Annotated in this window: 28 protein-coding genes; 22 read left to right on the forward strand and 6 right to left on the reverse strand. The window is 67.0% G+C overall.

All coding sequences use genetic code 11. From position 1 onward, the window contains the following. The first annotated feature begins 6 nt into the window (after positions 1 to 6). The 5 genes from BLR41_RS17570 (at position 7) to BLR41_RS17590 (ending at position 4,003) form a co-directional block, all read left to right on the forward strand. Positions 7 to 927, forward strand: a complete 921-nt coding sequence (locus tag BLR41_RS17570; RefSeq protein WP_092630067.1) for a F0F1 ATP synthase subunit gamma — start codon at positions 7 to 9, stop codon at positions 925 to 927. 1 nt (position 928) lies between these two features. Further along, the gene (atpD, locus tag BLR41_RS17575) at positions 929 to 2,362 is read left to right on the forward strand and encodes a F0F1 ATP synthase subunit beta (RefSeq protein ID WP_092630070.1); all 1,434 of its coding nucleotides are present in this window, start codon (positions 929 to 931) and stop codon (positions 2,360 to 2,362) included. Between the two features lie 155 nt (positions 2,363 to 2,517). After that, on the forward strand, positions 2,518 to 2,883 hold the full coding sequence (locus tag BLR41_RS17580; protein WP_092630073.1) for a F0F1 ATP synthase subunit epsilon: 366 nt from the start codon (positions 2,518 to 2,520) through the stop codon (positions 2,881 to 2,883). A 12-nt stretch (positions 2,884 to 2,895) separates the two neighbouring features. Beyond that, positions 2,896 to 3,351 carry a DUF2550 domain-containing protein gene (locus tag BLR41_RS17585; protein WP_092630076.1) on the forward strand — a complete coding sequence of 152 codons (456 nt, stop codon included), beginning with the start codon at positions 2,896 to 2,898 and terminating at the stop codon, positions 3,349 to 3,351. Positions 3,352 to 3,529: 178 nt separating this feature from the next. Next, complete coding sequence (locus tag BLR41_RS17590; RefSeq protein ID WP_092630079.1) at positions 3,530 to 4,003, forward strand: GNAT family N-acetyltransferase; 474 nt, start codon at positions 3,530 to 3,532, stop codon at positions 4,001 to 4,003. Between the two features lie 262 nt (positions 4,004 to 4,265). Here the strand turns inward: BLR41_RS17590 and BLR41_RS17595 are convergent, their stop codons facing one another. After that, on the reverse strand, positions 4,266 to 4,850 hold the full coding sequence (locus BLR41_RS17595) for a cob(I)yrinic acid a,c-diamide adenosyltransferase (RefSeq protein WP_092630082.1): 585 nt from the start codon (positions 4,848 to 4,850) through the stop codon (positions 4,266 to 4,268). Positions 4,851 to 4,984: 134 nt separating this feature from the next. Between BLR41_RS17595 and murA the strand changes: the two genes are divergently transcribed. The 3 genes from murA (at position 4,985) to BLR41_RS17610 (ending at position 7,118) form a co-directional block, all read left to right on the forward strand. Further along, positions 4,985 to 6,241 carry a UDP-N-acetylglucosamine 1-carboxyvinyltransferase gene (gene murA, locus BLR41_RS17600; RefSeq protein WP_092630389.1) on the forward strand — a complete coding sequence of 419 codons (1,257 nt, stop codon included), beginning with the start codon at positions 4,985 to 4,987 and terminating at the stop codon, positions 6,239 to 6,241. Between the two features lie 227 nt (positions 6,242 to 6,468). Further along, positions 6,469 to 6,840 (forward strand): hypothetical protein, encoded by a 372-nt coding sequence (locus tag BLR41_RS17605; RefSeq protein WP_092630085.1) that lies wholly within the window; start codon positions 6,469 to 6,471, stop codon positions 6,838 to 6,840. A 74-nt stretch (positions 6,841 to 6,914) separates the two neighbouring features. After that, complete coding sequence (locus BLR41_RS17610) at positions 6,915 to 7,118, forward strand: DUF397 domain-containing protein (RefSeq protein WP_092630088.1); 204 nt, start codon at positions 6,915 to 6,917, stop codon at positions 7,116 to 7,118. 210 nt (positions 7,119 to 7,328) lie between these two features. Here the strand turns inward: BLR41_RS17610 and BLR41_RS17615 are convergent, their stop codons facing one another. Then, positions 7,329 to 7,790 carry a Rieske (2Fe-2S) protein gene (locus BLR41_RS17615; protein ID WP_092630091.1) on the reverse strand — a complete coding sequence of 154 codons (462 nt, stop codon included), beginning with the start codon at positions 7,788 to 7,790 and terminating at the stop codon, positions 7,329 to 7,331. Between the two features lie 153 nt (positions 7,791 to 7,943). Here BLR41_RS17615 and BLR41_RS17620 point away from each other — a divergent pair, with 153 nt between their 5' ends. Beyond that, a complete protein-coding gene (locus tag BLR41_RS17620; protein WP_092630095.1) occupies positions 7,944 to 8,333 on the forward strand; it encodes a hypothetical protein in 390 nt (129 codons plus the stop codon). Between the two features lie 84 nt (positions 8,334 to 8,417). On the opposite strand, the gene BLR41_RS17625 is transcribed toward BLR41_RS17620, so the two are convergent. After that, positions 8,418 to 9,077, reverse strand: a complete 660-nt coding sequence (locus tag BLR41_RS17625) for a LysE family translocator (RefSeq protein WP_092630099.1) — start codon at positions 9,075 to 9,077, stop codon at positions 8,418 to 8,420. A 76-nt stretch (positions 9,078 to 9,153) separates the two neighbouring features. Beyond that, positions 9,154 to 9,735 (reverse strand): NUDIX domain-containing protein, encoded by a 582-nt coding sequence (locus BLR41_RS17630; RefSeq protein WP_092630102.1) that lies wholly within the window; start codon positions 9,733 to 9,735, stop codon positions 9,154 to 9,156. Between the two features lie 94 nt (positions 9,736 to 9,829). Here BLR41_RS17630 and nucS point away from each other — a divergent pair, with 94 nt between their 5' ends. Continuing rightward, on the forward strand, positions 9,830 to 10,489 hold the full coding sequence (gene nucS, locus BLR41_RS17635) for an endonuclease NucS (protein ID WP_092630105.1): 660 nt from the start codon (positions 9,830 to 9,832) through the stop codon (positions 10,487 to 10,489). A 393-nt stretch (positions 10,490 to 10,882) separates the two neighbouring features. On the opposite strand, the gene BLR41_RS22615 is transcribed toward nucS, so the two are convergent. After that, complete coding sequence (locus BLR41_RS22615) at positions 10,883 to 11,080, reverse strand: hypothetical protein (protein WP_143013119.1); 198 nt, start codon at positions 11,078 to 11,080, stop codon at positions 10,883 to 10,885. Positions 11,081 to 11,809: 729 nt separating this feature from the next. Between BLR41_RS22615 and BLR41_RS17645 the strand changes: the two genes are divergently transcribed. The 10 genes from BLR41_RS17645 to BLR41_RS17695 all read left to right on the forward strand — a co-directional run bounded on the left by BLR41_RS17645 (position 11,810) and on the right by BLR41_RS17695 (position 21,945). Next, on the forward strand, positions 11,810 to 13,489 hold the full coding sequence (locus BLR41_RS17645) for a sodium:solute symporter family protein (RefSeq protein ID WP_092630111.1): 1,680 nt from the start codon (positions 11,810 to 11,812) through the stop codon (positions 13,487 to 13,489). A 27-nt stretch (positions 13,490 to 13,516) separates the two neighbouring features. After that, positions 13,517 to 13,792, forward strand: a complete 276-nt coding sequence (locus BLR41_RS17650; protein WP_092630114.1) for a hypothetical protein — start codon at positions 13,517 to 13,519, stop codon at positions 13,790 to 13,792. Between the two features lie 190 nt (positions 13,793 to 13,982). Further along, positions 13,983 to 15,509 (forward strand): aldehyde dehydrogenase family protein, encoded by a 1,527-nt coding sequence (locus BLR41_RS17655; protein WP_092630117.1) that lies wholly within the window; start codon positions 13,983 to 13,985, stop codon positions 15,507 to 15,509. 339 nt (positions 15,510 to 15,848) lie between these two features. Beyond that, positions 15,849 to 16,844 (forward strand): dihydroxyacetone kinase subunit DhaK, encoded by a 996-nt coding sequence (dhaK, locus tag BLR41_RS17660; protein WP_092630120.1) that lies wholly within the window; start codon positions 15,849 to 15,851, stop codon positions 16,842 to 16,844. A gap of 149 nt (positions 16,845 to 16,993) precedes the next feature. Continuing rightward, on the forward strand, positions 16,994 to 17,629 hold the full coding sequence (dhaL, locus tag BLR41_RS17665) for a dihydroxyacetone kinase subunit DhaL (RefSeq protein ID WP_092630123.1): 636 nt from the start codon (positions 16,994 to 16,996) through the stop codon (positions 17,627 to 17,629). Beyond that, on the forward strand, positions 17,629 to 18,348 hold the full coding sequence (gene dhaM, locus BLR41_RS17670) for a dihydroxyacetone kinase phosphoryl donor subunit DhaM (RefSeq protein WP_092630126.1): 720 nt from the start codon (positions 17,629 to 17,631) through the stop codon (positions 18,346 to 18,348). The genes dhaL and dhaM overlap by 1 nt, the downstream gene beginning before the upstream one ends. Positions 18,349 to 18,413: 65 nt before the next feature. Continuing rightward, positions 18,414 to 19,400, forward strand: coding sequence for a DUF3558 domain-containing protein (locus tag BLR41_RS17675; RefSeq protein ID WP_092630393.1), 987 nt, complete (start codon positions 18,414 to 18,416; stop codon positions 19,398 to 19,400). A gap of 383 nt (positions 19,401 to 19,783) precedes the next feature. Beyond that, positions 19,784 to 20,092 (forward strand): hypothetical protein, encoded by a 309-nt coding sequence (locus BLR41_RS17685; protein WP_092630131.1) that lies wholly within the window; start codon positions 19,784 to 19,786, stop codon positions 20,090 to 20,092. Positions 20,093 to 20,260: 168 nt separating this feature from the next. Beyond that, the gene (locus BLR41_RS17690) at positions 20,261 to 21,010 is read left to right on the forward strand and encodes an alpha/beta hydrolase (RefSeq protein WP_092630134.1); all 750 of its coding nucleotides are present in this window, start codon (positions 20,261 to 20,263) and stop codon (positions 21,008 to 21,010) included. A gap of 125 nt (positions 21,011 to 21,135) precedes the next feature. Beyond that, positions 21,136 to 21,945: an alpha/beta fold hydrolase gene (locus BLR41_RS17695; RefSeq protein ID WP_092630396.1), complete on the forward strand. Its 810-nt coding sequence runs from the start codon at positions 21,136 to 21,138 to the stop codon at positions 21,943 to 21,945. A 71-nt stretch (positions 21,946 to 22,016) separates the two neighbouring features. On the opposite strand, the gene BLR41_RS17700 is transcribed toward BLR41_RS17695, so the two are convergent. After that, positions 22,017 to 23,768 carry a coiled-coil domain-containing protein gene (locus BLR41_RS17700; RefSeq protein WP_092630137.1) on the reverse strand — a complete coding sequence of 584 codons (1,752 nt, stop codon included), beginning with the start codon at positions 23,766 to 23,768 and terminating at the stop codon, positions 22,017 to 22,019. Between the two features lie 167 nt (positions 23,769 to 23,935). Here BLR41_RS17700 and BLR41_RS17705 point away from each other — a divergent pair, with 167 nt between their 5' ends. After that, entirely contained in the window at positions 23,936 to 24,322 is a 387-nt protein-coding gene (locus tag BLR41_RS17705; protein WP_176798047.1) for an SPW repeat domain-containing protein, read from the forward strand. Positions 24,323 to 24,424: 102 nt separating this feature from the next. Further along, positions 24,425 to 25,045 carry a TetR/AcrR family transcriptional regulator gene (locus BLR41_RS17710; protein WP_092630144.1) on the forward strand — a complete coding sequence of 207 codons (621 nt, stop codon included), beginning with the start codon at positions 24,425 to 24,427 and terminating at the stop codon, positions 25,043 to 25,045. The last annotated feature ends 12 nt before the right edge of the window (positions 25,046 to 25,057 follow it).

The raw sequence follows: 25,057 nt of genomic DNA on the forward strand, positions 1-25,057 counted from the left end.
GTAGCTATGGCTCAGCTTCGCGAACTACGAGACCGCATCCGGTCGGTGCAGTCGACCCGGAAGATCACCAAGGCGCAGGAACTCATCGCCACCTCGCGGATCACGCGGGCACAGGCGAGGGTCGAGGCCTCCAGGCCCTACGCCGAGGAGATCACCAGGGTGCTGACCGCACTGGCCGATGCCAGCCCACTCGATCATCCGCTGTTGGTCGAGCGGGAGAACTCCAAGCGCTCCGCCGTGCTGATCGTCACCAGTGATCGCGGCTTCTGTGGCGCCTACAACGCCAACGTGATCCGTGCGGCGGAGGAGCTGCAGAACACGTTGCGGCAGCAGGGCAAGACTCCGCTGCTCTACGTGATCGGACGCAAGGGCGAGGCGTACTACCGATTCCGCAACCGGGAGATCACCAAGAGCTGGAGCGGTTTCACCGATCGGCCGGACTACGCCGACGCCGCGGACGTCGGTGAGACCTTGGTGAACGCTTTCATGCAGGGCACCGAAGAGGCCAAGCATCGGGAGACGCCAGAGGACGTGCTGGGCGTGGACGAGATCCATCTGGTGCACACCGAGTTCGTCTCGATGCTCACCCAGCGCCCGATCATCCGGCGTGTCGCTCCGCTGGAAGTCGAGTACACCGAATCGCAGGGACTGCGACCGGCCTACGACTTCGAGCCGGACGCCTCGACCCTGTTCCGGGAGCTGCTTCCGAAATACATCAACACCCGCCTGTTCGCCGGGTTGCTGGATTCGGCTGCCTCCGAGCACGCCGCGCGCCGTACCGCCATGAAGTCGGCCACGGACAACGCGGACGAGATCGTGCAGAACCTCAGCCGTGAGGCAAACCGGGCGCGTCAGGCCCAGATCACCCAGGAAATCAGCGAGATCGTCGGTGGTGTCGAGGCGCTCTCGTCTGCAGGAAGTGAGTGACATGACTGCAACTGCCACTAGCACTGCTACTGGCACCGGTCGCGTCGTCCGGGTCCTCGGCCCGGTGGTGGACGTCGAGTTCCCCCGCGATCACGTGCCGGACCTGAACAACGCGCTGTCCGTGGAGATCACGGCAGTGGGTATGTCGAACAACGTCACGCTCGAGGTCGCGCAGCACCTCGGCGACAACGTGGTGCGCACTATTTCGATGCAGCCCACCCAGGGCCTCGTGCGTGGCGCGCCGGTCACCGACAGCGGGGCCCCCATCTCCGTGCCGGTCGGTGACGTGGTCAAGGGCCACGTGTTCAACGCCCTCGGCAACTGCCTGGACGAGCCCGGTTACGCTTCCGACGCGGAGCGTTGGAGCATCCACCGGAACCCGCCCACCTTCGACAAGCTCGAGGGCAAGACCCAGTTGCTGGAGACCGGCATCAAGGTCATCGACCTGCTGACTCCTTACGTGCAGGGCGGCAAGATCGGCCTGTTCGGTGGTGCCGGTGTGGGCAAGACGGTGCTCATCCAGGAGATGATCCGCCGTGTCGCCAAGAACTTCGGTGGTACCTCGGTGTTCGCCGGTGTCGGTGAGCGCACCCGTGAGGGCAACGACCTCTGGGTCGAGATGTCGGAGTCCGGCGTGCTGGCCGACACCGCGCTCGTGTTCGGCCAGATGGACGAGCCGCCGGGCACCCGTATGCGGGTGGCGCTGTCCGGGCTCACGATGGCGGAGTACTTCCGTGACGTGCAGAACCAGGACGTGCTGCTGTTCATCGACAACATCTTCCGGTTCACCCAGGCCGGGCAGGAGGTGTCCACCCTGCTGGGCCGGATGCCCTCCGCGGTCGGGTACCAGCCCACGCTGGCCGACGAGATGGGTGCGCTGCAGGAGCGGATCACTTCCACGCAGGGGCGTTCCATCACCTCCATGCAGGCGATCTACGTGCCCGCGGACGACTACACCGACCCGGCGCCCGCGACGACGTTCGCCCACCTGGACGCGACCACCGAGCTGTCCCGGTCGATCACCCAGAAGGGGATCTACCCGGCGGTGGACCCGCTGACCTCCACCTCCAGCATCCTCGACCCCGGCATCGTCGGGGACGACCACTACCGGGTGGCCCAGCAGGTCAAGCAGATCCTGCAGAAGTACAAGGAGCTGCAGGACATCATCGCGATCCTGGGTATGGACGAGCTGTCCGAAGAGGACAAGGTTACCGTCAACCGGGCACGCCGGATCGAGCGTTACCTGTCGCAGAACTTCTTCGTGGCCAAGCAGTTCACCGGCCAGGAGGGCTCCTTCGTGCCGCTGAAGGAGACCATCGAGGCGTTCGACAAGCTCTGCAACGGTGACTTCGACCACTATCCGGAGCAGGCGTTCCTGTCCATCGGTGGGCTCGAGGATCTGCAGCAGGCCTACGAGAAGTACAACCAGGAGTGATCGGGTAGTCACCCGTTGCTTCGGCGGATCGCGGGTGTCGGGACTCCCGGCACCCGCGCCGTGTTCGGGACGGTTCGAACCTCGGTGACGCCGTTGTTCGGGCGTGCCCGATCCATCGGATAGACTACGACGACACACCGACGAAGGAGACACGCGTGGCCGAGATGTCCGTCGAGCTGGTCGCCGTGGAGCGCCGACTCTGGTCCGGTACCGCGACCAGTGTGGTGGCCCAGACGACCGAAGGTGTAATCGGCATCCTGCCCGGACACGAGCCGATGCTCGGTCAGTTGGTCGAAGGGGGTGTCGTCAAGATCACGACCCCCGATCACGAGACAGTCACCGCCGCCGTGCACGGTGGTTTCCTCTCGACCTCGAACGGCGTCGTCAGCGTTCTCGCGGAGTCGGCGGAGCTGGCTCAGGAGATCGACGTCGCCGCCGCGCGGCGTGATGCCGAGGGAGAGGATGAACAGACCAGAGTGCGGGCCAGGTCACGGCTGCGAGTGGCGGGCTACTCCGTCTGACGGCCACGACGAATGAGCCCCTCGATCCTGCTGCTGGCCCTTGTGCTCGGCTCGGCGGTTGTCGTCGTGCTGGCCGTGCTCGGCGGGCTGCTGCTGGCGCGTCGGCGGTTGGGCAAGCTCAAGGCGGGGGGCATCGAGGTCGCACTGCGGGTCCACCGCGGTGAACCCGGTCGGGGCTGGCATCTGGGGGTCGCGCACTACCACGGTGAGGAATTCGCCTGGTACCGCGCGTTGAGTCTGCGTTCCGGCCCCGACTGGGCACTCAATCGAGGCGACATGGAAATCGCCTCCCGGCGCAGTCCCAGTACCGCCGAAACCTACACCATGCCCGCCGGGTCGCTGGTGATACACCTGAGCCGACCGGGGGACGACATCGAGATCGCGATGGGAAACGACGCGTTGACGGGCTTTCTCTCCTGGATGGAGTCGGCGCCCCCCAGCAGCGTCGCTCCCTGGGCCGGGCACTGAGGTTTTCCCCTGCCCTTGACGCGCTGCTCGCTTGGCGGAACCTCTCTTGCGGCTCCCTCGCAGCGGCGCGGCGTTTTCGCGGGAAATCGATGCCCGCCCCGCCGTGCCCTCCCACCGAGGCGGCAGTTTACGGGGAATTCCGTGCTGGGCTTCGTGACGGGTTGCTTAGCATGGCGAAGTGCGAATCGAAATCAGTCGCTATGATCACCCCGACGCGACGGAGCTCGTCCGTCAGGTGCAGCAGGAGTACGTCCACCGCTACGGTGGGCCCGACAGCACGCCGCTGCTGCCCGAGGACTTCCTGCCGCCGCGCGGATTGTTCCTGATCGGCTACCACGCCGAGCTTCCGGTGGCGATCGGTGGCTGGCGCTCGCAGGACTCCGACGTCGACGGCTTCGAGGACGGGGACGCGGAGATGAAGCGGATGTACGTGGTTCCGGGAGCCCGTGGTGCCGGCTTCGCACGGGCGGTTCTCGCCGAGCTGGAGAACACCGCCGCGCGGGCAGGCCGGAAGCGTATGGTCCTCGAGACCGGGCTGCAGCAGCCCGAGGCGATCGGCCTGTACGAGTCTTCCGGCTACCACGAGACAGCCAAGTTCGGGGTGTACCGCGAGGAGCCCGACAGCAGATGCTTCGCCAAGGAACTCAACTGATCGAAGTCTGGTATCTCGGTTTTCGTAGCTGGTTGGGTGGCGGAACCTCTCGCGGGCTCTCGCTGCGGGTCCGGAGACATCGGGTAGGTACTACACAACGTCTCCGGCGTCCTCGCGAGAGCACCACGAGAGAACCCGCGGGTGGTGTCGGCCCGCGTGAGAGGTGATTCGACGCCGGGAGCTCCGAATCACGGATTCGGTCCCACGCCGATGTCCACGGTGGGAGGTCGATCCACCTGAGGGGTGCCGAACCGGCTTCGGCTCAAGAATCCGACTCGGCGTTGCCGCCGGGGCGCCACAGGACGTCGCCCGCCGGGTTCGCCACGCGGGCGAGGATGAACAGCAGGTCGGAAAGCCGGTTGAGGTACTTGGCCGGTGCCTCGTTGGTCTCCTCCGGATGGGCTTCGAGCAGCCGCCAGGCCGAACGTTCGGCCCGCCGAGCCACACAACGGGCCTGGTGCAGCAGCGCACCGCCGGGGGTGCCGCCGGGGAGTATGAACGACTCCAACTTGCCCAGACGTTCGTTGTACTCGTCGCACCAGCTCTCCAGCCGTGACACATAGCTCGGCTGCACCCGAAGCGGTGGGTACTTCGGTTCCGCCAGCACCGGGGTGGCCAGATCCGCCCCGACGTCGAACAGATCGTTCTGCACCGAACGCAGCACGTCGTGTACGTCCGCGTCGAACGTGGCGGTGGCCAGGGCGACACCGAGCACGGAGTTCGTCTCGTCCACGTCCGCGTAGGCTTCCAGCCGCGGATCGGTCTTCGAGACCTCGGAGTTGTCCGAGAGCCGGGTTGTGCCCGAGTCCCCGGTACGCGTGTAGATCTTGGTCAGGTGCACGCTCATGCGTGCAAGCCTATGCGTTCTCGCCCCTCGAACAGCTCCGGAGGCCGTTTCGGGGTATCGGTGGGGCACGTTGGTCCGATCGTTGTACCACCCACTCGGATATCACCCGCACCGCGGCCGTAACCTGGCTGTCCGTGAGTGAGCATTTCCGGGTACACGGTGGCGCCCGTCTCGTCGGAGAAGTCGGCGTGGTGGGCGCCAAGAACAGCGTGCTGAAGCTGATGGCCGCTTCGCTGCTGGCCGAGGGGACGACGACCATCACGAACTGCCCGGAGATCCTGGACGTCCCGCTGATGGCCGATGTGCTGCGCAGCCTGGGCTGTTCGGTCAGCATCGACGGTCCCACCACCACCATCACCACGCCGCCCGATATCAGTCATGAAGCCGTTTCGGTTCACATGAGCAGGTTGCGTGCCTCGGTGTGCGTGCTCGGGCCGCTCGTGGCTCGCTGCAGGCGCGCGGTGGTGACCCTGCCCGGTGGTGACGCGATCGGGTCCCGACCGCTGGACATGCACCAGAACGGGCTGCGGCAGCTGGGCGCTTCCAGTCACATCGAGCACGGTGCCGTGGTGGCCCAGGCCGAGAACCTGCACGGTGCGCGGATATGGCTCGATTTTCCCAGTGTCGGTGCCACCGAGAACATTCTGATGGCATCCGTACTCGCGGACGGCACCACGGTGATCGACAACGCGGCCCGCGAACCGGAGATCGTTGATCTGTGCGTGATGCTGCAGCAGATGGGCGCACGGATCGAGGGAGCGGGTACTTCCACGCTGACAGTGCAAGGCGTGTCCCGGCTCGAACCGGTTCGCCACCAGGTCATCGGTGACCGCATCGTGGCGGCGACCTGGGCCTTCGCCGCCGCTGCAACTCGTGGTGACGTGAGCGTGCACGGTGTGGATCCGAACAACGTGAATCTCGTGCTGGAGAAGCTACGCAGCGCCGGGGCCGAGGTGTCGGTCGAGGACGAGAGCTTCCGTGTCGCCATGGACCGACGCCCCAGTGCGGTGGACTACGTCACGTTGCCGTTCCCCGGCTTTCCCACCGACCTGCAGCCCATGGCACTCGCCTTGTCGGCCGTGGCCGACGGTACATCCATGATCACCGAGAACCTCTTCGAGTCCCGATTCCGCTTCATCGAGGAACTGGTCCGGATGGGGGCCGACGCTCGCACCGACGGGCACCACGCCGTGGTGCGGGGGCAGGAACGGCTCTCCAGCGCTCCCGTGTGGGCCTCGGACATCCGAGCCGGGGTGGGACTCGTGCTCGCGGGGCTGTGCGCCGAGGGAACCACCGAGGTATGGGACGTCTTCCACATCGATCGCGGTTATCCGGACTTCGTCAAGCAGCTGTGCGGACTGGGGGCCGAGATCGAGCGGGTGTCCGACTGAGCGGGGTCTACCGTTCGTCGAGGACGTTCCCGCTCGCGCAGAACACACGTGAGCCCTCCCCCACGTAGCTGCGGACGGCGAGTTGGTCGGCAACCCGCAGGTGCCGCTTCGACGGTGAACTACACACTTACGTGTGGTTACTTTTGGTGTTCGTTCAGTTACCTTGGGTGTGCTGTCGATGATCTTGACGTGGTTGTCGCCGGCACTACAGGGGAGTTCACACGGCCATGGAAGACGGACTGCAGCGTCCTCGAAACGATCTCGACCATCCGAACGGAACCCGGCTGACACAGCCGGAGTGCCCGCACCCGCGGGAGCGACTGCGTTGGCTCGGTGACTTCACCGGACCGTTCGAGCAGTGGCTGGTTCAGATCGACTGTCTGCGGTGCGGCGGTTCCTGGGATCTCAACTCCCGGGACAGCAATGCTCCCTGGGAGCAGGTGACCCAGCTGCTGGACGAAGGCAGGTTCAGCAAGCTGTGTCCACGTATCGGTCCGGTACCGGGTGAGACCCGGGCGGCCGCTGCCGTCAACGCCCGCAATTCGGAGATTCTGCACGATCTCAAGAACATGGGTGCGGTGAAGTTCCCGATCGACTGAAGGCGCGGCTCGTTGTGGGTTCGTGTTCCGGGTGTCTCGGACTCTCGGGCCGCAGGATTCGAGGAGGAGCTGTTATGAGCTTCGACTGGTCGCAGGCCACCTTCCGCAAGGCGGAAGCCTCCAGCATCGAGGGCACCGAGTGCGTCGAAGTCGCACGACTCGGTGACATTTACGGGATGAGGAACTCACGTGATCCCGACGGGCCGGTACTCGAGTTCACCGTGGCGGAGATGGCGGCATTCGCTTCCGGAATCCGCAACGGTGAGTTCGGAGTCTGAAGGACTCTTCCGTCCTTCCGGCGTGTCATCCGATTCGGGGGTGGTCGCATCCGGCATCGTCGCGCACGAGCGTCCGAGTGGACCTCGATCGTGATCGATCGCTCCTGCTGCTCGGCGTGGCGTGAGGTCTGCTCACCCGCACCCCTCACCACGACGAGCGGGCAGGCGGTTCCGATGGGTGTCCCTCGCCCCTCGGGGTGGTAGCTTCGGTCAGTCCTCTCCGGTGACGATCCGCTCGCCTTCCACGTGAACCGCGATGCCGGGAAGCGCGGTGCGGGCCGGACCACTGACCACCTCACCCGTGGCGGATTCGAACACCGAGTTGTGGCAGGGGCAGCGCAGCTGATCGCCGTCGGCCCGCACCGTGCATCCCATGTGGGTGCACACCGCACTGTGCGCGGTGAACTCCCCCGCGCTCGGCTGGGCCAGCGCGATCTGTTCGTTCTCGGGGCCCTCGGTTATCAACGCGCCACCGACCGGAACCTCGTCCACACGTGCCAGTGCGCTGTCCTGTTTCGGGCTTTCCCCCGTCGATGAGCCGGCCTCCTCGGTGGTCGTCAACGAGGAACCGCTGTAGGAACCGTCCCCGCAGCCGCTCAACGCCGTGGCGCCCGCGACGGCCCCTCCGGTGATCAGAAATCGACGACGGGAGGTCGCTCGTTCGGAACTCATTTCGCCTCCGAGCTGTCACTCGCGTCGAACCGCGCAATACCGGCATAGTGGCACGGTCGCCGAGTGCGGTACAGCGGTTCCGGTAAGTGAACGGAGCGCGCAGGCCTCGGCGAACCTGGTGACGGACACTTCGACGGCGGAGCTGGAAATACCATGAGCCCTTCTGACCGAGCCGGACGCGCAACCGCCGAGCTGTTGAGGACACTGGTGGCGACAGGACTGCTCATGTCCGCCGTGGTGCACCTCGAACTCTGGGCTCAAGGTGTGCGCGACGTAGCGGTGATCGGACCGCTCTTTCTGCTCAACGCGGTCGCGGGGCTGGTGCTCGCTTTCGTGTTGCTGTGGTGGAAGCACTGGCTCCCCGTCCTCGGTGCGCTCGGTTTCGGGGTTCTCACGCTGGTGGCCTTCTTCCTCGCCGTCACCATCGGCCTGTTCGGTTCCGAGGAGGTGGCGATGGGGGTTCCGCAGCTGCTGGCCGGGGTAGCCGAGGGCGTCGTGATCGTGGCCGCGGTCCCGCTGCTGTTGCTCGGCAGTCACGACTGAGTGGCGTGCCGCCACCGTTCCCGCGATTCCGGGCGCTCGCGGGAACGGGGCCGTGAGCCTCGCGGTGGTCCGCCGCACGGAGGTTCAAGGTATCCCGTCCCGCCAGATGGTGAAGGCCACGCGCAGTCCCAACGCGATCAACACCAGGCCGGTGGTCGACTCCAGCGCCGTACGGAACCAGCGGCGGCGCAGCACGCCCTGGATGCCGCCGAACAACCAGGAAGTCAGCCGCCACCACAGCAGCCCGACAGCGATGAACGCCAGTGCCAGTTGCAGTGAGGTTCTCGCGTGTGGTTCGTTCGGCCCGACGAACTGGGGCAGCAGTGTCAGGAACAGCACCGCGATCTTCGGATTGAGCAGGTTACTCAAGAGTCCCTGCCGGTAAGCCGCACTCCTTCCGAGGGTGTCCGGGGCGGCCGTGACCCCCGAATCGGACGGGGTCGCGAGCGTCCGGTTAGCACGCACGGCACCCAGCAGGCTTTGGAATCCCAGCCAGAGCAGATATCCCGCTCCGGCGGTCCGAAGCGTCGCGTAGGCCGTGGCCGAAGTGGCCAACACGGTCGACAGCCCGATGACCGAGGCGGTCGCGTGCACCCCCAACCCGCTGCAGCATCCGAGTCCGGTCCACCACATCGCGGTCGCTCCGCCACGCAGACTGTTGCGCAGCCCGAGAGTGATGTCGGGGCCGGGGGCTACCGTGATCAGAACGGCCAGGACCAGGAACGGCAACAGTTGATCGGGCACGTTCCGAGGTTAGGCGTCGGAGTCCACCGCGCTCATAGGTTTCGACGAGACGACCGCACCGCGTCGTGCGCTCCCGTTACGAGCCGTTGGCCTCTTCCGCTCCACCTCGTTCGTACAACAACAACAGCGTGTAGGCGGCGATGGACTGCGCATCGGTTACCTCACCCTGCCGGATCATCCTTTCGAATTCCGCGCGTGTGAACCAGGCCGAGCGCATGTCCTGTTCCTCCACTTCCCGTTCGTGCTCACCGGGGGTGAGCCCGGTGGCGAGGAAGGCGCGACCCCGTTGACTGGACAGTCCGGGCGCCACGTCCAGCGAACCGAGTTCGACGAGACGCTCTGCCCGCAGACCGGTCTCCTCGCGCAGCTCGCGCCCGGCGAGCTCCAGCTCGTCGAGCTCCACGAGACCGGGTGCGGTTCCCTGTGGAAACTCCCAGCGGCGTATCCCCAGTGGATAGCGGTACTGTTCGACCAGCTGCACTCGTTCGACCCCCGGAACATCGCTCACCTCACCGGTTTCCAACGGGATGATCAGAGCGTAGTTGGGTTTGTCCACGACGCCGTAGATCCCGTCGGAACCGTCGGCACGTCGGACGGCGTCCTCGCGGACGGTCATCCACGCATTGGCGTAAACCTGCCTACTGTTCTCGGTTCGCATCTGCTCGGTCCTCTTCGGATGTGGATCCCGTTCCGGATGTGGTTCCGGTAGGCGGTTGTCGGAAGTGGTGGGTCTTGCCTTTACGCTCTGTCGAGTGCGTCTGGTAATCGCTTCCTGCAAGGTCGACTACATCGGCAGGCTCAACGCTCATCTGCCGTTGGCGACACGACTACTGTTGATCAAAGCCGATGGTTCGGTGTCCGTGCACTCCGACGACCGAGCCTACAAGCCGTTGAACTGGATGAGTCCGCCCTGCTGGCTGATCGAGGATCCCGATGTGTGGACCGTGCAGAACAAGGCGGGCGAGAAGCTGGTCATCGACATCAAGGAGATCCTGCAGGACTCCAACTACGAGTTGGGGGCGGAACCGGGGCTGGTCAAGGACGGTGTCGAGTCGCACCTGCAGCAGTTGCTCGCCGAGCACGTCAGCACGCTCGGTGACGGTTGGAGCCTGGTTCGTCGGGAGTATCCGACCCCGATAGGCCCGGTCGACCTGATGTGCCGGGACTCCGAGGGCGGCAACGTCGCCGTCGAGATCAAGCGGCGTGGCGAGATCGACGGAGTCGAACAGTTGACCCGCTATCTCGAGCTGCTCAACCGTGACCCCGTGCTGGCACCCGTCGGGGGTGTTTTCGCGGCGCAGCAGATCAAACCCCAGGCACGGACGCTCGCGGAGGATCGCGGCATCCGCTGTGTGACGCTGGACTACGAACGACTGCGGGGAATCACGCCGGACGAGTACCGGCTCTTCTGAACGCCAGGTGGGACGCGGTTCGCCGACGGGCTTCCGGGGGAGTCGCCATCGTGCCTACTCGAAGTGCGTGATCCCGCAGCGAGGGGCTGTCGGAGGTTCCGCCGCGACACCAGCCGCGCGATACATGCGCGGAACACTCTCAGAGCCTGCGGAGTCCGTGCAGAATCCGCTCCATCAGCTCCATGTCCGGCGAGTTCACCCGAGGTGTACTCCAACGGTGGGCGGGGAATTCGGAAGGGCGGTACGGCGCTGGGGCGGTGGCTCTCGGGGAGTGCTGCCGTGGCAGTTCGCCCCGGAACGCGGTTACGTAACGATGTGTCCGACACGGGCGTGGTGCCCGCGGCAGCGGTTCCACATCGAGAGGAGGAAGTGTTTCGGGAATGGCGGGAGCCGTCACTGTTCGGTTTCCTTGCCGCGTTTCGGGGTGCGAGTCGTCGGAGTGAGCACCGTGGTGGTGTGATCCCCCGGGGCGGCGTCCGGGTGTGCCACGGCGATCGCTTCCGTCACGGCTCCGGTCGACATCCGGCCTTCGCCGGGCAGCCACCGACGTCGTGTCCACGCCGTCGCCCACTGTTGGGTCCGTCCGCTCACGGAAGTGCCTCCTCGCTCGTTGGCTCGGGTTCGGCCTTCTTGTCCCGCGACCGGGCCGGTTCACCCATGAGGTGTGCCGCGCCGTGGTGTGGCGGAGAGCCAACGCAGTAGCAACCAGGGGCCCACCACCAGTGTCACAGCCAGTAGTGCCAGTACGGCGGCGATGCTCATCGATTCACCTCCTGTGGTGGGTACGATGCTATTTGTGACTTCCTTTTCGCGGTAGATGTTCGGAATCCACTGCACTTTTCGAGTTAATATCTCTCCCTGGTAGTGGCCCATGTAGCGGTTGTGCGGTGCGGATTCTCGACGGTGTGTGTTCGGTCGGATGCCACGGTGGCGAGACCCTTCCGGATGTTCGAGTGTGATTCATTTTTATGATTACTCTTCGTGTCTATTTGTTGATCTTTCTTGTCATGCTGTGCGATGTCCAACCTCGGTTGCGCTCGTGTTGGTTCCCGTTTTCGTTCCGGTTCGACGCTGCCGCGCTGCCGCGGAGTCGCGCGGTATGTCCGCGCCGGGCTGGATGTCGTAGTACGGACTACCCCTGATCGGCTAGGATGATCTTCCGTTCGGCCGCTTGGCTGAGCGTGCCTGATCGATTTAGCGTCCGTAGTCAACGAATTGATATCGGCCCCTCTGTGACCCGGCGCACTGTGGGGTATTGTTCACCTGCTTTGGTGAATGGTGATTACCGTTTGAACTTGTTTAATTTGGAGGTGGGGTAGCGTGCATGTGCTAGCCCAGGAGCAGCTCCGACTGGACGCCGGGCCGGTCGACTATGTGCTGCTCGCGCTCTACTTCGCGTTCGTGCTCGGGATCGGGCTCCTGGCGCGTCGTTCGGTGTCGAGCAGTCTCGACTTCTTCCTGTCCGGGCGATCACTGCCCGCGTGGGTGACCGGACTGGCCTTCATAGCGGCCAACCTCGGTGCCGTCGAGATCATCGGAATGTCCGCCAACGGCGCCCAGTACGGCATGCCGACGATGCACTACTTCTGGGTCGGTGCCATCCCGGCGATGCTGTTCCTCGGTGTCGTGATGATGCCGTTCTACTACGGCTCGAAGGTGCGCAGCGTTCCGGAATTCATGCTGCGCCGTTTCGGCAAGCCCGCGCATCTGGTCAACGCCATAAGCTTCGCGGTGGCGCAGCTGCTCATCGCCGGTGTGAACCTGTTCCTGCTCGCCAGCATCGTCAACGTCCTGCTCGGGTGGCCCCTGTGGGTCTCCGTGATCATCGCCGCGCTGATCGTGCTCAGCTACACCGGACTCGGCGGCCTCTCCGCGGCGATCTACAACGAGGTGCTGCAGTTCTTCGTCATCGTCGCCGCGCTGCTTCCGCTGACCATCGTCGGCATGATCAAGGTCGGCGGTTGGTCCGGTCTGGTGGACAAGGTGAGCACCCAGTACGGTGCCAACGAACTCTCGGCCTGGCCGGGTAACGAACTCACCGGGTTCGGCAGCAACTTCCTGTCGGTGCTGGGAATCGTTTTCGGGCTCGGCTTCGTACTGGCGTTCGGCTACTGGACCACCAACTTCGTCGAGGTCCAGCGTGCGATGGCCTCCAAGAGCATGTCCGCCGCGCAGCGCACCCCGATCATCGGTGCCTTCCCGAAGATGCTCATCCCGTTCCTGGTGATCATCCCCGGTATGATCGCCGGTGCTTCCGTCCAGGAAATGATGGTGTTCAAGCAGACGGGCGAGGGCAACGTCGAGTACAACGACGCTCTCCTGCTGCTGATGCGTGACCTGCTGCCCAACGGCATCCTGGGTATCGCGCTCGCCGGACTGCTGGCATCTTTCATGGCGGGTATGGCCGCGAACCTGAGTTCGTTCAACACCGTGTTCACCTACGACATCTGGCAGGCCTACATCGTCCGGGACCGCCCGGACAGCTACTACCTGAACATGGGCCGCTGGGTCACGGTGGGCTCCACGGTCATCGCGATCGGTACCGCGTTCATCGCTTCGGGCTACTCGAACCTGATGGACTATCTGCAGCAGCTGTTCTCGCTGTTCAACGCACCGTTGTTCGCCACGTTCATCCTCGGTATGTTCTGGAAGCGAATGACCCCGGCGGCCGGTTGGTCCGGTCTCGTGTTCGGTACTTTTGCCTCGTTGAGCGTTTTCCTGATGGCGGAGAACGAGGTGCTGGACCTGCCGGGCCAGGGAGCGAGCTTCGTCGGAGCCGGCGCGGCCTTCGTGGTCGACATCCTCGTCAGCGTCGTGGTCAGCCTGGCCACCAGGCCCAAGCCCGCCGCCGAACTGGTCGGACTGGTTTACGGACTGACCCCGAAGGAGGAGCGCACCGCCTCGAACACCGGAGAGGACGCGGGCTGGTACCGCAGGCCCGCGCTGCTGGCCGGGATCGTGTTGGTGATAGTCATCATCCTCAACATCGTCTTCGGGTAACCGCGTTCGCCATATCGGGAGGCAAGTATGAGCGCATCCAACGAGAACGGCTCCCGCAGCGGGCAGCGTGCCGGAGTGTTCGACGTTCGCCAGGTGATCGCCGCGCTGTTCGTGCTCTACGGTCTGATCTGCACCCTGATGGGGTTGTTCGGGACCAGCTCGCAGGAGATCGATCAGGCGGCGGGAATCAACATCAACCTCTGGAGCGGTATCGGCATGCTGATCTTCGCCGGTTCCTTCATCCTCTGGGGTTGGTTGCGTCCGATCGTCGTTCCCACCGACTCGGAGAGTGAGTCCTCCTAAGGGAGCTCGTCGACTCCCCGCTCCCCGGTTGCCTGCTCGGCGCAACCAGTGAGCCGATGATTCGTTGAACCTCCGCGCGGGCACGTGCCCGCGCGGAGGTCGCGTGCGTCGTCGTCCGGCCGAATTGCGTAGGCTGCGTCCCATCAGCGACGTCGCGACCGGCGAACACCGACCGGTGGGGAGGCCGAGCATGACCCAGACCGCCCGTGGCGGTGTCGAAGCACCTGTCGAGAAGACGGCCGACACCTCGCCCGGTTCCACCTTCGAATCGATCGACCCGCGTACCGGTGAAGTGGTGGCCACCCACCCGGTGCACGACGGGAAGCACGTCGCCGATGCCGTCCGCACCGCTCGCGACGCCCAGCACTGGTGGGACGAACTGGGCTTCCACCAGCGGAAACTCAGGCTGGATGCCTGGCGCAGGCTGCTGGTCTCACGGTTGGACGAGGCCGCGGAGCTGATCTCCGCGGAGACCGGGAAACCGATGGACGACGCCAGGCTCGAACTGGTGCTCGTCGTGGACCATCTGCACTGGGCGGCCGCCAACGCGTACAAGGTGCTCCGCAGGCGCGGGGTTTCCGCGGGCGCCCTCATGGCCAACCAGGCCGCCACCGTGGAGTACCGCGCGTTCGGCGTCGTGGGAGTCATCGGGCCGTGGAACTATCCCGCCTTCACCCCGATGGGCTCCATCGCCTACGCGCTCGCCGCTGGTAACTCGGTGGTGTTCAAACCCAGCGAGCTGACGCCCGGCGTGGGGGAGTGGCTGCGGCGCACCTTCGCCGAGGTGGTTCCCGAACAGCCCGTACTGCAGGTGGTGACCGGATTCGGCGAGACCGGTGCCGCGCTGTGCCGAGCCGGGACGGACAAAATCGCTTTCACCGGTTCGACCGAAACCGGCAAGCGGGTGATGGCCACCTGCTCGGAGTCGCTGACTCCGGTGCTGGTGGAGTGTGGCGGCAAGGACGCCCTGATCGTGGATTCGGACGCCGACCTGCGCGCTGCCGCCGAGGCCGCGGTGTGGGGCGCCGTTTCCAACGCGGGACAGACCTGCATCGGGGTGGAACGCGTCTACGTGGTCGACTCCGTTGCCGAGCGGTTCGTCCAGCTGGTGCTCGACCGCGCGGAGAAGTTGCGCCCCGGCGGACAGCCCACCGCCGACCTCGGTCCCATCACGATGGATTCGCAGGTGGAGGTGATCCGCGAGCACATCGCCGATGCCGTCCGCTCCGGCGGGAAGGCCGAGCTGGGTGGTGAGACTTCGGTTCGCCCGCCCTACGTCGATCCGGTGGTACTCACCGACGTGCCGGAGGACTCGGCCGCGGTCGCGGAGGAGACATTCGGACCCACAATCGTGATCAACCGGGTGAGTACCGCCGAGGAAGGCGTCGAGCGCGCCAACAACGGTAACTACGGTCTCGGTGGCACGGTGTTCTCACGTTCCAGGGGGATGGCGCTGGCGCGTCGCATGCGCACCGGAATGGTCGCGGTGAACTCGGTGATCTCGTTCGCCGCCGTGCCTGCCCTGCCGTTCGGCGGGGTGGGGGACTCCGGCTTCGGCAGGATTCACGGTGCCGACGGGCTGCGGGAGTTCGCCAGGCCACAGGCCATTACCCGGACCAGGTTCCGCATGCCGATCGATCCGATGACCTTCGGCCGTTCCACCCGGACCGTGCGGTATCTGGTGCGGTTGATGAAGTTGATTCGCGGACGCCGGTGAGCGTTCCGCCTCGGCACCGCGCCCGCTCCGCCTCGCACCCGTTCGCGGGCGTGTCGTCGGGCCCCGGGTGGGACCGGCGACCGGTGAGCGGGCGGCACCACTGCCGCGGTGCCTACCCGGCGGAACAACTTTTCGACTGGCCGGTACTCGACTGTTGCCGGACTGTGGTCTCCCGAAGGACCCTGGGTACGCGGAACCGTTCACCACCAGGGCGGCCGGCTCCGGGCTTGCGGCGGATTCGTCCGGCGCCTGCCCGCCCCTGTCCCCGGTAGGTATCGGTTCCGGGAATCCAGTGGTGGAGCCGGGCCGAAAGCGCCACGGTCTGTCAGGAGGTCGCCAGTGAAGAAGATCATCAACGCTCCCGCCGATGTCGTGACCGACGCGCTGCGCGGCATGGCCGCTGCCCACCCCGATCGGTTGCGAATCCACCTGGATCCGGACTTCGTGGTCCGTACCGACGCCCCGGTGTCCGACAAGGTGGCCGTGGTTTCCGGGGGAGGTTCCGGGCACGAGCCGTTGCACGTCGGATTCGTCGGTTCCGGGATGCTGGACGCCGCCGTCCCGGGGGCGGTGTTCACTTCTCCCACCCCGGACGCCGTGCAGGCGGCCATTCGGGAGGTGGACGGCGGTGCGGGAACGTTGTTGGTGGTCAAGAATTACACCGGCGACGTGCTCAACTTCGAGACCGCCGCCGAGCTGGCTGCGGGGGAGGGCATCGGGGTACGCACCGTCGTGGTCCAGGACGACGTGGCCGTGCAGGACTCCACCAACACCGCGGGGCGGCGTGGAGTGGGAGGGACCGTCCTGCTGGAGAAGATCGTCGGCGCCGCCGCCGAACGAGGGCACGACCTGGCGAGCTGCCACGAGATCGCCGAGCGCGTCAGCGCCGGGGTGCGTTCCATGGGGATGGCCTTGACCGCCCCCACCGTCCCCCACGTCGGTGAACCGAGCTTCGACCTCGCCGACTACGAGATGGAGATCGGTGTGGGCATTCACGCCGAACCCGGCAGGGAACGGGTCGAGCTGGAGTCGGCCGACCGGATCGTGCAACGGCTGCTCGAGCCGATTCTGGCGGATCTGCCGTTCCGGGAGGGCGACGAGGTGCTGTTGTTCACCAACTCGATGGGGGCAACACCTCCGACCGAGCTGTATCTCGCCCACGGCGTCGCCGAGCGGTTCCTCGCGGAACGCGGTGTTCGCGTCACCCGGAGACTGGTGGGGCCGTACATCACCAGTCTGGAAATGCAGGGAATGAGCTTTACACTGCTCAAGCTGGATGACGAGCTGCGGCAGTTGTGGGACGCGCCGGTGAGTACTCCCGCACTGACCTGGTGAGACCCTCGGGATGGGTGCGAATGATCCGTTCGGCGGGAACGCGGCGCCGTTCGGCGTCGCTCCCGTCCCGATGGTTCGTCCCCGCCGTATTCCCGCGCGAGTACTCCGGTTGTCGCGTGAGGACTCCCGAAGACAGGATAGAGGACCGCATGTCTTGCACGGCACGAGAAGTCACCGCCGCCGTACGTCGGGGTGCCGAGGTGATCTCCGTCCATCGCGACGAGCTGGTCGAACTGGACAGAGCGATCGGGGACGGCGACCACGGGGAGAACATGGACCGGGGGTTCCGCGCGGTGTTGGCACAGCTGGAGCTCGCCGATCCGCCCACCCCGGGTGCCGTCCTCAAACTGGTGGCCACCACCCTGATCTCCTCCGTGGGTGGGGCCTCCGGCCCGTTGTTCGGTACCGCCTTCCTGCGCGCGGCCTCCACCGTCGGGGACGCCGAATCGCTCGACGCCACGGCGATCGCGGCCTCGTTGCGTGCGGGCGTGGACGGTGTCGTGGCCCGTGGCAAGGCGGAACCCGAGGACAAGACGATGATCGATGCGCTGCTCCCCGCCGTGCGCGCCGCGGAGGAGAGCGCGGGCCGGGGTGGTGAGCCGGGCGGGACCCTGGCGACGGCGGCCGAGGCGGCCGAGGTGGGGGCGCGGTCCACCGTGCCGCTGGTAGCCAGGAAGGGGCGCGCTTCCTACCTCGGTGACCGCAGTGCCGGGCACCTCGACCCGGGAGCCCGTTCCGTGGCCTTGTTGCTGGCCGCGTTCGCCGACGTCGAAGGAGCCGAGTGATGCCGGTCGGACTCGTGATCGTTTCGCACAGCGACGCCCTAGCGCGCGGTGTCGTCGAGCTGTTGGGGCAGCTCGCGCCCGACGTCAGGGCCGAACCCGCGGGCGGCATGGCGCCCGGAGGCCTCGGAACCGACTTCGAGGCGACTTCCGCGGCCCTGGCCGAGGCCGACTCCGGTGCCGGGGTGGTGCTGTTGTACGACCTGGGCAGTGCTCGCATGACGGCGGAACTCGCCGTCGAGTCGTTGGCCGATCCGGACGCCGCCGCGGTGGCGGAGGCCCCGCTCGTCGAGGGCGCCGTCGCCGCAGCTGCCTCGGCGCAGGGGGGCGAGGCACTGAAAACGGTTGTCGACGCGGCGGAGCGCGCAGCCGGGGGAATCGTCGAATCCCCCGAACAAGCCACCACCGCGGCCGAAGACACGGATTCCGGCACCGAGTCGCCCACCACGACATCTCCGCGAGTGGAACAGGAACTGGTCCTGCGCAACGAAGTCGGACTGCACGCCAGGCCGGCCGCGCTGTTGGCGCGCGCGTTGACCGGGTTCGACGCTGAGGTCACCATCACCGCGGGCGAAAACTCCGCGGATGCCCGCAGCGTGCTCGGGGTCATGGGACTCGGGGCACGCCAGGGCGACCGGATCGGTCTCCAGGCCACCGGTCCGGACGCCGAGTCGGCACTGCGACGTGTGACCGAGCTGGCCGACAGCGATTTCGAAGGGTGAGCCGGCCGGTACGTCGAACGGCTTCGAGGTGCGGATCGTTCCGTATGTTCACCGGCGGAGGACGCGTGACCAGACGCTCGCGCTACCGGAGTATCCGATCGTTCGTGGTGCTCGGGCTGTTGTTCGGACTGCTCGCCGGCTGTGCGGTGTTTCCGACCGGGGATTCCACGCGTCGGGAAGAGCGGGGAGTCTCCAGCGCCGTGCTGGGTGACCTGTCCACGCTCGATCCGTGCGGGTTGCTGCGTACTCGGCGGCTCGAACGGTTCGGAAAAGTGACTCGAGCCGACACCGTCTCGCTGGACTACTGCCTGTTCCACCTGCGTCCGGATTCCGGCGGACTGCTGCAACTGGCCGTTGGGCGGCTGCACGACGTGAACGCCGCCGAGCTGACCTCCGGCAACCCCGTGCGGCACGTCGGTGGCCTCCGGGTGGTCGACGAGCCTCCGGTTCCCGAGCACTGCGGCAGGCGGATCCTGTTCTCCGACGGGATCGCCATGAGCGTCGACGTCGACCTGCTGTCCGGCGAGCCGGAGGTGGGGCTGTGCACCGTGGCCGGTTCGGGAGCGGAGGCCGCCGCCGAGACCGTGCTGGCCGGTGGGGTCGAGCACCGGGATTATCCACCGAACTCGCTGGCGAGGACTGATTCGTGCGGATTGCTGCCGACGGAGATCGTGCACCGGGTCGCTGGACTGCGGCGAGCGGAGCGGCAGACCAGTCCCGCCGGGCACCGGTGTCGTTGGGGCGGCGAGAGTATCCGGGTGCCCAGTGTGGAACTGACGCTCACCGCGGGAGAACCACCGCGCAGGCGGGACGCCACGGCCGTCGTGGAGCGCACCGCGGGCAGACGTACCGTGGTCGACATCATCGGCGAGGACCCGAGAGTGGGGCTGTGTGCCGCCGAGACCGGTCACATCCCGTTCGGCGATCCCGCTGCCGGGGAGATCGAGGTCGCGATGCTGGTGGTCTTTCTGCCGGAGGCCGACGGGGTGCGGGCCTGCGAGTACGCCCGTGGGTTGGCCGAGCGGGTGTGGCCCGCACTCCCGAAACGGTGACCCGGCACGAAGTCGACACCGTGGTTGTCTCGGGCCCTCACTTGGCGGAACCTCTCGCACGGCTCTCGCTGCGGGTCCGGCGACATCGGGTAGGTACTACACAACGTTTCCGGCGTCCTCGCGAGAGTCGCACGGGAGAACCCGCGGTCGGTCCTGCTGCGAGGGTGGTGGGAGTTTCCACTGCGGTCGTGGTGCGACTCGGCACCGCACCGAGGGCCCGGCGATTTCGCGAGAAATTGACGCCGCACCGACGCAACGGCAAGGCGAGGCAGCTCGGCCCGGAGAGGCCCCAGATCGTGAACGGCGTTCGGGTCGGCCATGCCGTGGGCAACCCGGCCGGGGAGGTGCTTTCGGGGGCCGAAGCCGCCGGTTAACGTTGGGATGTGCCTCGCCGCAACCGCCCCAAGAGTTCTCGTCGACCGGAGTCCACGGCGCGCCCGCTCGGGTCCGGTTTCGGTTTCGCGCGCACCGAGACGGGGCCGGACGGCGACTGGATCGTGCGAACCGTGCCGGCCGCCCAGGCGCAGAAGGACTACCGCTGTCCCGGCTGCGACCACGAGATACGTCCCGGCGTGGGACATGTCGTCGCTTGGCCCGCCGACGAGTACGGCACCGTGCGGGATCGCCGCCACTGGCACACCGGATGCTGGAACTCTCGCAAACGCAGTGGACGCGGATTCGGCCTCCGGTAGGCCCCAGGGCGCGGTGATTCCCCGCGGGCTCCCGTACCAGCCGGTGAGCAGTCCGGGCCCGCCCGAGCCCCGGAGCGGACGAACCGCCGCCCCGCCCCGGAGTGACCGGGGGAACTCCGGGGCTGACCCGCCGACGAGACCTCACCGTTTCGTGGCAGGATCGCGGCGATGAGCACCGAAATCCGCGCCAACACCGTGCTCCCGGGCCGCCGTGAGCCGATCACGCTGCACACCGCGGACGGTCTGCGACTGGTGGGCGAGCTCGCCCTGCCACAGCACCGTTCTCCCCGAGCCACCCTGGTGTGCCTGCACCCGCTGCCCACCCACGGTGGGATGATGGACTCGCACCTGCTGCGCAAGGCGGCCTGGCGGCTGCCCGCGCTGGCCGATCTCGCCGTGTTGCGTTTCAACACGCGCGGTACCGCGAGCGAGGCGGGGCGCAGCGAGGGCAACTTCGACAACGGTGAATCGGAACGCTTCGACGTCGCCGCGGCGCTGGAATACGCCGAGTTCCACGATCTGCCCGATGTCTGGTTGCTCGGTTGGTCCTTCGGCACCGATCTGACCCTGGTGCACGGTCTGGACCCGTCGGTCACGGGTGCCGTGCTCCTCTCCCCGCCGCTGCGCTGGAGTGAAGAGCGTCATCTGCGCGCCTGGGCCGAGTCCGGCAAACCGGTGCACGCCCTGATCCCGGAATTCGACGACTACCTGCGTCCCGAGGAGGCACGTCGGAGGTTCGCCCCGCTGACCCAGGCCGAGGTCACCGGATTCCCCGACACCAAGCATCTGTGGGTCGGCAAGGCCGACCAGGCGCTCGACGCCGTCGTCAGTGCGGTCGCACCGGATGTTCCCACCCCGTTGCCCCGCCACTGGGACGGTGAGGTCGACACCCACCAGGTGACGATCGTGGACTCCTGAGAGTCCGGGGCGGATTTCGCCCGGTGTCCCTCGGAACACCACCCTGTCTCGCCTGGCTCGGCAAGCACCTACGGAAAGATCACCACACCGCGCGCGTGGTGATCCGTTACGGCATCATGGAGCTCGTGCACTACGTCGAGTCTGGAGTCGGGACGCCGCTCGTGCTGCTGCACGCGTTCCCGGTGGACGCACGCATGTGGCAGGGGGTGCGTACGGAGCTCGAGGAGCACGTCCGAGTCCTCGCCCCCGATCAACGGGGGATGGGGCAACCCTCGTCGTGGGAGGCCGCCACGACCGAACTCACCTCCGATGATCCGCAGCGGTCCGTTCCGGAGGAGCCCGACCTGGAAACGGTCGCCGAGGACGTGCTCGCGCTGCTCGACCGGCTGCGACTGCGGCGGGTGTACGTGGTGGGTTGTTCCATGGGCGGCTACGTGGCGATGGCGATGGCGCGCAAGGCGCCGGAGCGGCTCGAGGGGCTGATCCTCGCCGACACCAAGGCCGAGGCGGACTCCGCCGAACAGCGCGACAACCGGCTGCGGATCGCCGATCGGGCCGAGCGGGAGGGGACCATGGGCTGGTTGGCCGAGAACACCCTGCCGGGAATTCTGGGCGAGACCACCCGGCAGCGGCGCGGCAGCGTGGTCGAGCAGGCACGCGAGCTGGTCGAGCAACAACCTCCCGCAGCGGTCGCCTGGGCACAGCGTGCCATGGCTAACCGCCCGGACAGCTCCGAGACGCTGCGTGCCTACCAGGGGCCGGCCCTGGTGTTGACAGGCACCGAGGACACCCTCTCCCCACCGCGGTCCGCGCGTGACACGGCGGCGCTGCTGTCCCGCTCCGAGGTCGTCATCCTGCCCGAAGCCGGGCATCTCTCCCCGATGGAGACCCCCGAAGCGTTCGCCCACGCCGTGCGGGAGTGGTTGGGCGAATGAACGGCGCGCCCCGCTCGCCGGAACGACCGGAGCGCACCGCACCACCCCGGTGACGTAACCGGGGTGGTCGATCAGTGCTGCTGGACGGGCTGATCCGAACCGTGCTCCGGCTCGGTCCCCGAATCGTCGTCCCCGGTGGGTGTCGAGCCGTGCTCGAGGTCGGGAAGTTGGATCCGCCTGGTCGGTGGGTCGTGGGCGTCCACGACCCCGTTCGCCTCCGGCTGCTGCGGGGGGAGCTTCGAACGATCGATCTTTTCGGTAACCGCCTCCAGCGATGCCTTCCCGTTCGGCGCCGTACCGGCGGAGCCCGCCTTCCCGTCGTTGGTGGAACCGGGGGTTTCCGCCCCGGCGTGCCCGTTGCCGGACGGATCGGCGAGCGTGGCGCCCGAACTCTCGATGTCGGCCAGCGCGAACCGTATCGTCGCGGTGTTGCCGTTCTCCCCGCCCGAGGTCGCCGAGCCACTCTCGGTTTCGGCCGTTTCCGCGCCGTCCGCCTCGGAGGGGGTCTCCCCGCTGTCCCGTTCCGGCTCGTCCAGCGCGGCGATCGTTTCCAATCGGGCTTTCTCCCGGGCGGTGGCGGCGGATTCCCGCAGCCGCTGTTCCGCCTCGTCGTCCTTGGTGAGCCTGTCCAGCAGCGGAGTCGTCTGCCCGAGCAGTTCGGCCGCGTCCCGCAGTTTTCCGGCCACGCTGTCGCGCAACTCGGTCAGGGTGTCGACCTGTTCGTCAACCGTGCTCAACCGGCGTTCGCACTCCTGAGTGGTGGCCGTGATCCGCTCCTCGGCATCCGCACGTGCCCTGCCGCGCAGCCGCTCGCTCTCGAGGGTGGCCTCCTCCAGGAGGCGGGTGGCTTCCTCGGTGGCACGTTGCGTAGTCAGCCTTGCCTGCTCCTGTGCTTCGGTGACCAGGCGTTCGGCTTCGGCCTTGCTGTCGTGCTCACGCTTCTCGGCCGCCTCGACGCTCTCGCGTTCCCGTTTCTCGGCGGCTTCGACACTTTCACGTTCGCGTTGTTCGGCCGCTTGCTTGCTTTCCCGTTCGCGTTGCTCCGCGGCCTCGGTGCTCTCCCGAGTGAGCCGTTCGGCCTCCTCGGTGGCTTCCTGAACCCGGCGGTGAGCCTCCCCGCTCGCCTCCCGCAACCTGCGGTCGGCCTCCTCGGCGGCCTCACTGACACGGCGCTCGGCCTCGGCCTTGCTGTTGGCCTCCTGATCGGCGAGGGTTCGCATCGACTCGCTGCGGCGAGCCGCCATAGCGATCTCGAAGTCCTCCTCGACCTGGGCGCGACGTGCTTCGGACTCCTCGTCGGCCCGCTTGCGGTTCTCCTCGGCCTCGGTCGTGATGCGCTCGGCCTCGGCCCTCGCGGTCTCCAGAACCGAGCGGTGCTCGGACTCCATTTCGGCGCGTCGTGAGTCGAGTTCGGAAATCAACTGCTCGTAGCGGTTGCGGAGATCGGTGGCCTCCCGCTCGGCGCGCTCCCGCCGCTCGGCAGCGTCACTCTCCGCTTTGGAACGGATCTCGCCCGCTTCCTCCTGGGCGAGCCGCAGCATTCGTTGTAGGCGCTCGCTGAGTCCTTCCATCGTGGTCGGCGGTTGCCCCAGCCGCTCGACCTGTCCACGTAGGCTCTCGATCTCGGAACGCGCCGATTCCAGTTGTTTGGACAGTTCCCCTGACTGCGATACCGCCGCGTCACGATCCGAGGTGAGCAGGCGCAGGTCCGCGTCGATACGTTCCAGGTGCTCGTCGACCTGGGCTCTGTCGTAGCCACCCTTACGAACGATGTCGAAGCCCGATCCCAGCGGTAGCAGATCACGATCGTCGGCAAGACCCATGGCACTAACGCTACCTCCGAACCGTTGTCGATGTTGTCCGGTGCGCGCTCCGAGTCCGGAACAGGCCGGGAATCCGCCCTTCGATGCGAGCTGTATCACAGTTTGACCGGCCGGCCAGCCAAGGAGGAGAATGTGTTTCCAGCGGTCACAAGGGAGAGGTGATCGAGATGGCTCGTGGTTCGGCTGGTTCGCAGACACGGCCTTGGACCCGGTGGCAGGACTGGGGAGCCGTGATACTGGGTGTTTATCTGATTCTGGCTACGCTGTGGACCCTCACCGGTCCGGCGGCGCTGACGTCGATGATCGTGCTCGGCGTGCTGCTCGGTCTCTCCGGAGTGTGGTCACTCGCGATGCCGGGATCCATAACGAGCGAGTACGCGCACGTGCTGCTCGGAATCCTGCTGGTGATCTCGCCCTGGGCACTCGGGTTCGCCGCTTTCGGCGGCGCGGCCTGGACATCCTGGGTAGTGGGAGTGCTGGCCGTGGTCGTGGGAGTCGCGGCGCTGCCGGAGGCCAACTCGGCCCACCGCTCGGGAATGGCGGGCCAGCACTGAACGACCGCTCGCCGGTGGGCGCGGCCCTCGACCCCGGCCGCGCCCACCGCCCCACCGGACCCGGCGGGGCGCTCGGCAGCGACCAGTGGGAAGAGCACGGAGATGACCGCCGGTAGTCGCCCTCCGGCGCGTGCGACGAACGCCGGTGCCGGTTCGACCGGAGCCCGGGAACGCATACTCGACGCCGCCGTCCGGCTTTTCGCGGAATCCGGCTTCGACGCGACACCGACATCCAGGATCGCCGAGCACGCCGGGGTGCCCAAGGGACTGATCCACTACTACTTCCGGCGTAAGGAGGACCTCCTGGTGGCCCTCGTCGAGCGGCTGCCGGAGCAGAGCGTCCCCTGCGAGGAGGTGGTGGTGCGGGACGACCTGGCCGCCAGCCTGCGCGGGCTGGTGGCCGAACTGGACCGACGACTGCAGCTCTCGCCGGTGCTCACCCACCTGCTCTGGCGGGAGGCCGAGACGCACGAAGTGATACGCGGTGCGCTGCGCCGCCGCTTCCAGCTGGTCGTCGACCAGATCCGACGCGTGATCGAAGCGGTACTGCCGTACGACCGGTCCGGTGACATCGACACGGCGGCCCTGCTGTTGGCCAGGGTCGTCGACCACGGCCACTCCACCGCGCGGCCTCCCGAAGCGCGCTCGCCGCTGGACGGCGAGATCGGGCTGATAGCCCGTGCGCTCGATCCGAGACCCCGGCGGCACCCCAGGCCCGGGTGAGCCCGCGGAGCG

The sequence above is a fragment of the Actinopolyspora mzabensis genome, assembly GCF_900101095.1.
Classification (GTDB): Bacteria; Actinomycetota; Actinomycetes; order Mycobacteriales; family Pseudonocardiaceae; genus Actinopolyspora; species Actinopolyspora mzabensis.

What these genes read in the sequence shown, in the direction of transcription:
- BLR41_RS17615 (WP_092630091.1), bottom strand. Translation starts at nt 7,790, where the DNA reads ATGAGTTCCGAACGAGCGACCTCCCGTCGTCGATTTCTGATCACCGGA.
- BLR41_RS17655 (WP_092630117.1), top strand. Translation starts at nt 13,983, where the DNA reads ATGACCCAGACCGCCCGTGGCGGTGTCGAAGCACCTGTCGAGAAGACG.
- BLR41_RS17585 (WP_092630076.1), top strand. Translation starts at nt 2,896, where the DNA reads ATGAGCCCCTCGATCCTGCTGCTGGCCCTTGTGCTCGGCTCGGCGGTT.
- dhaL (WP_092630123.1), top strand. Translation starts at nt 16,994, where the DNA reads ATGTCTTGCACGGCACGAGAAGTCACCGCCGCCGTACGTCGGGGTGCC.
- BLR41_RS17690 (WP_092630134.1), top strand. Translation starts at nt 20,261, where the DNA reads ATGAGCACCGAAATCCGCGCCAACACCGTGCTCCCGGGCCGCCGTGAG.
- BLR41_RS17710 (WP_092630144.1), top strand. Translation starts at nt 24,425, where the DNA reads ATGACCGCCGGTAGTCGCCCTCCGGCGCGTGCGACGAACGCCGGTGCC.
- BLR41_RS17650 (WP_092630114.1), top strand. Translation starts at nt 13,517, where the DNA reads ATGAGCGCATCCAACGAGAACGGCTCCCGCAGCGGGCAGCGTGCCGGA.
- BLR41_RS17705 (WP_176798047.1), top strand. Translation starts at nt 23,936, where the DNA reads ATGGCTCGTGGTTCGGCTGGTTCGCAGACACGGCCTTGGACCCGGTGG.
- BLR41_RS17605 (WP_092630085.1), top strand. Translation starts at nt 6,469, where the DNA reads ATGGAAGACGGACTGCAGCGTCCTCGAAACGATCTCGACCATCCGAAC.
- BLR41_RS17630 (WP_092630102.1), bottom strand. Translation starts at nt 9,735, where the DNA reads ATGCGAACCGAGAACAGTAGGCAGGTTTACGCCAATGCGTGGATGACC.
- BLR41_RS17595 (WP_092630082.1), bottom strand. Translation starts at nt 4,850, where the DNA reads ATGAGCGTGCACCTGACCAAGATCTACACGCGTACCGGGGACTCGGGC.
- BLR41_RS17620 (WP_092630095.1), top strand. Translation starts at nt 7,944, where the DNA reads ATGAGCCCTTCTGACCGAGCCGGACGCGCAACCGCCGAGCTGTTGAGG.
- atpD (WP_092630070.1), top strand. Translation starts at nt 929, where the DNA reads ATGACTGCAACTGCCACTAGCACTGCTACTGGCACCGGTCGCGTCGTC.
- BLR41_RS17700 (WP_092630137.1), bottom strand. Translation starts at nt 23,768, where the DNA reads ATGGGTCTTGCCGACGATCGTGATCTGCTACCGCTGGGATCGGGCTTC.
- dhaM (WP_092630126.1), top strand. Translation starts at nt 17,629, where the DNA reads ATGCCGGTCGGACTCGTGATCGTTTCGCACAGCGACGCCCTAGCGCGC.
- BLR41_RS17610 (WP_092630088.1), top strand. Translation starts at nt 6,915, where the DNA reads ATGAGCTTCGACTGGTCGCAGGCCACCTTCCGCAAGGCGGAAGCCTCC.
- BLR41_RS17570 (WP_092630067.1), top strand. Translation starts at nt 7, where the DNA reads ATGGCTCAGCTTCGCGAACTACGAGACCGCATCCGGTCGGTGCAGTCG.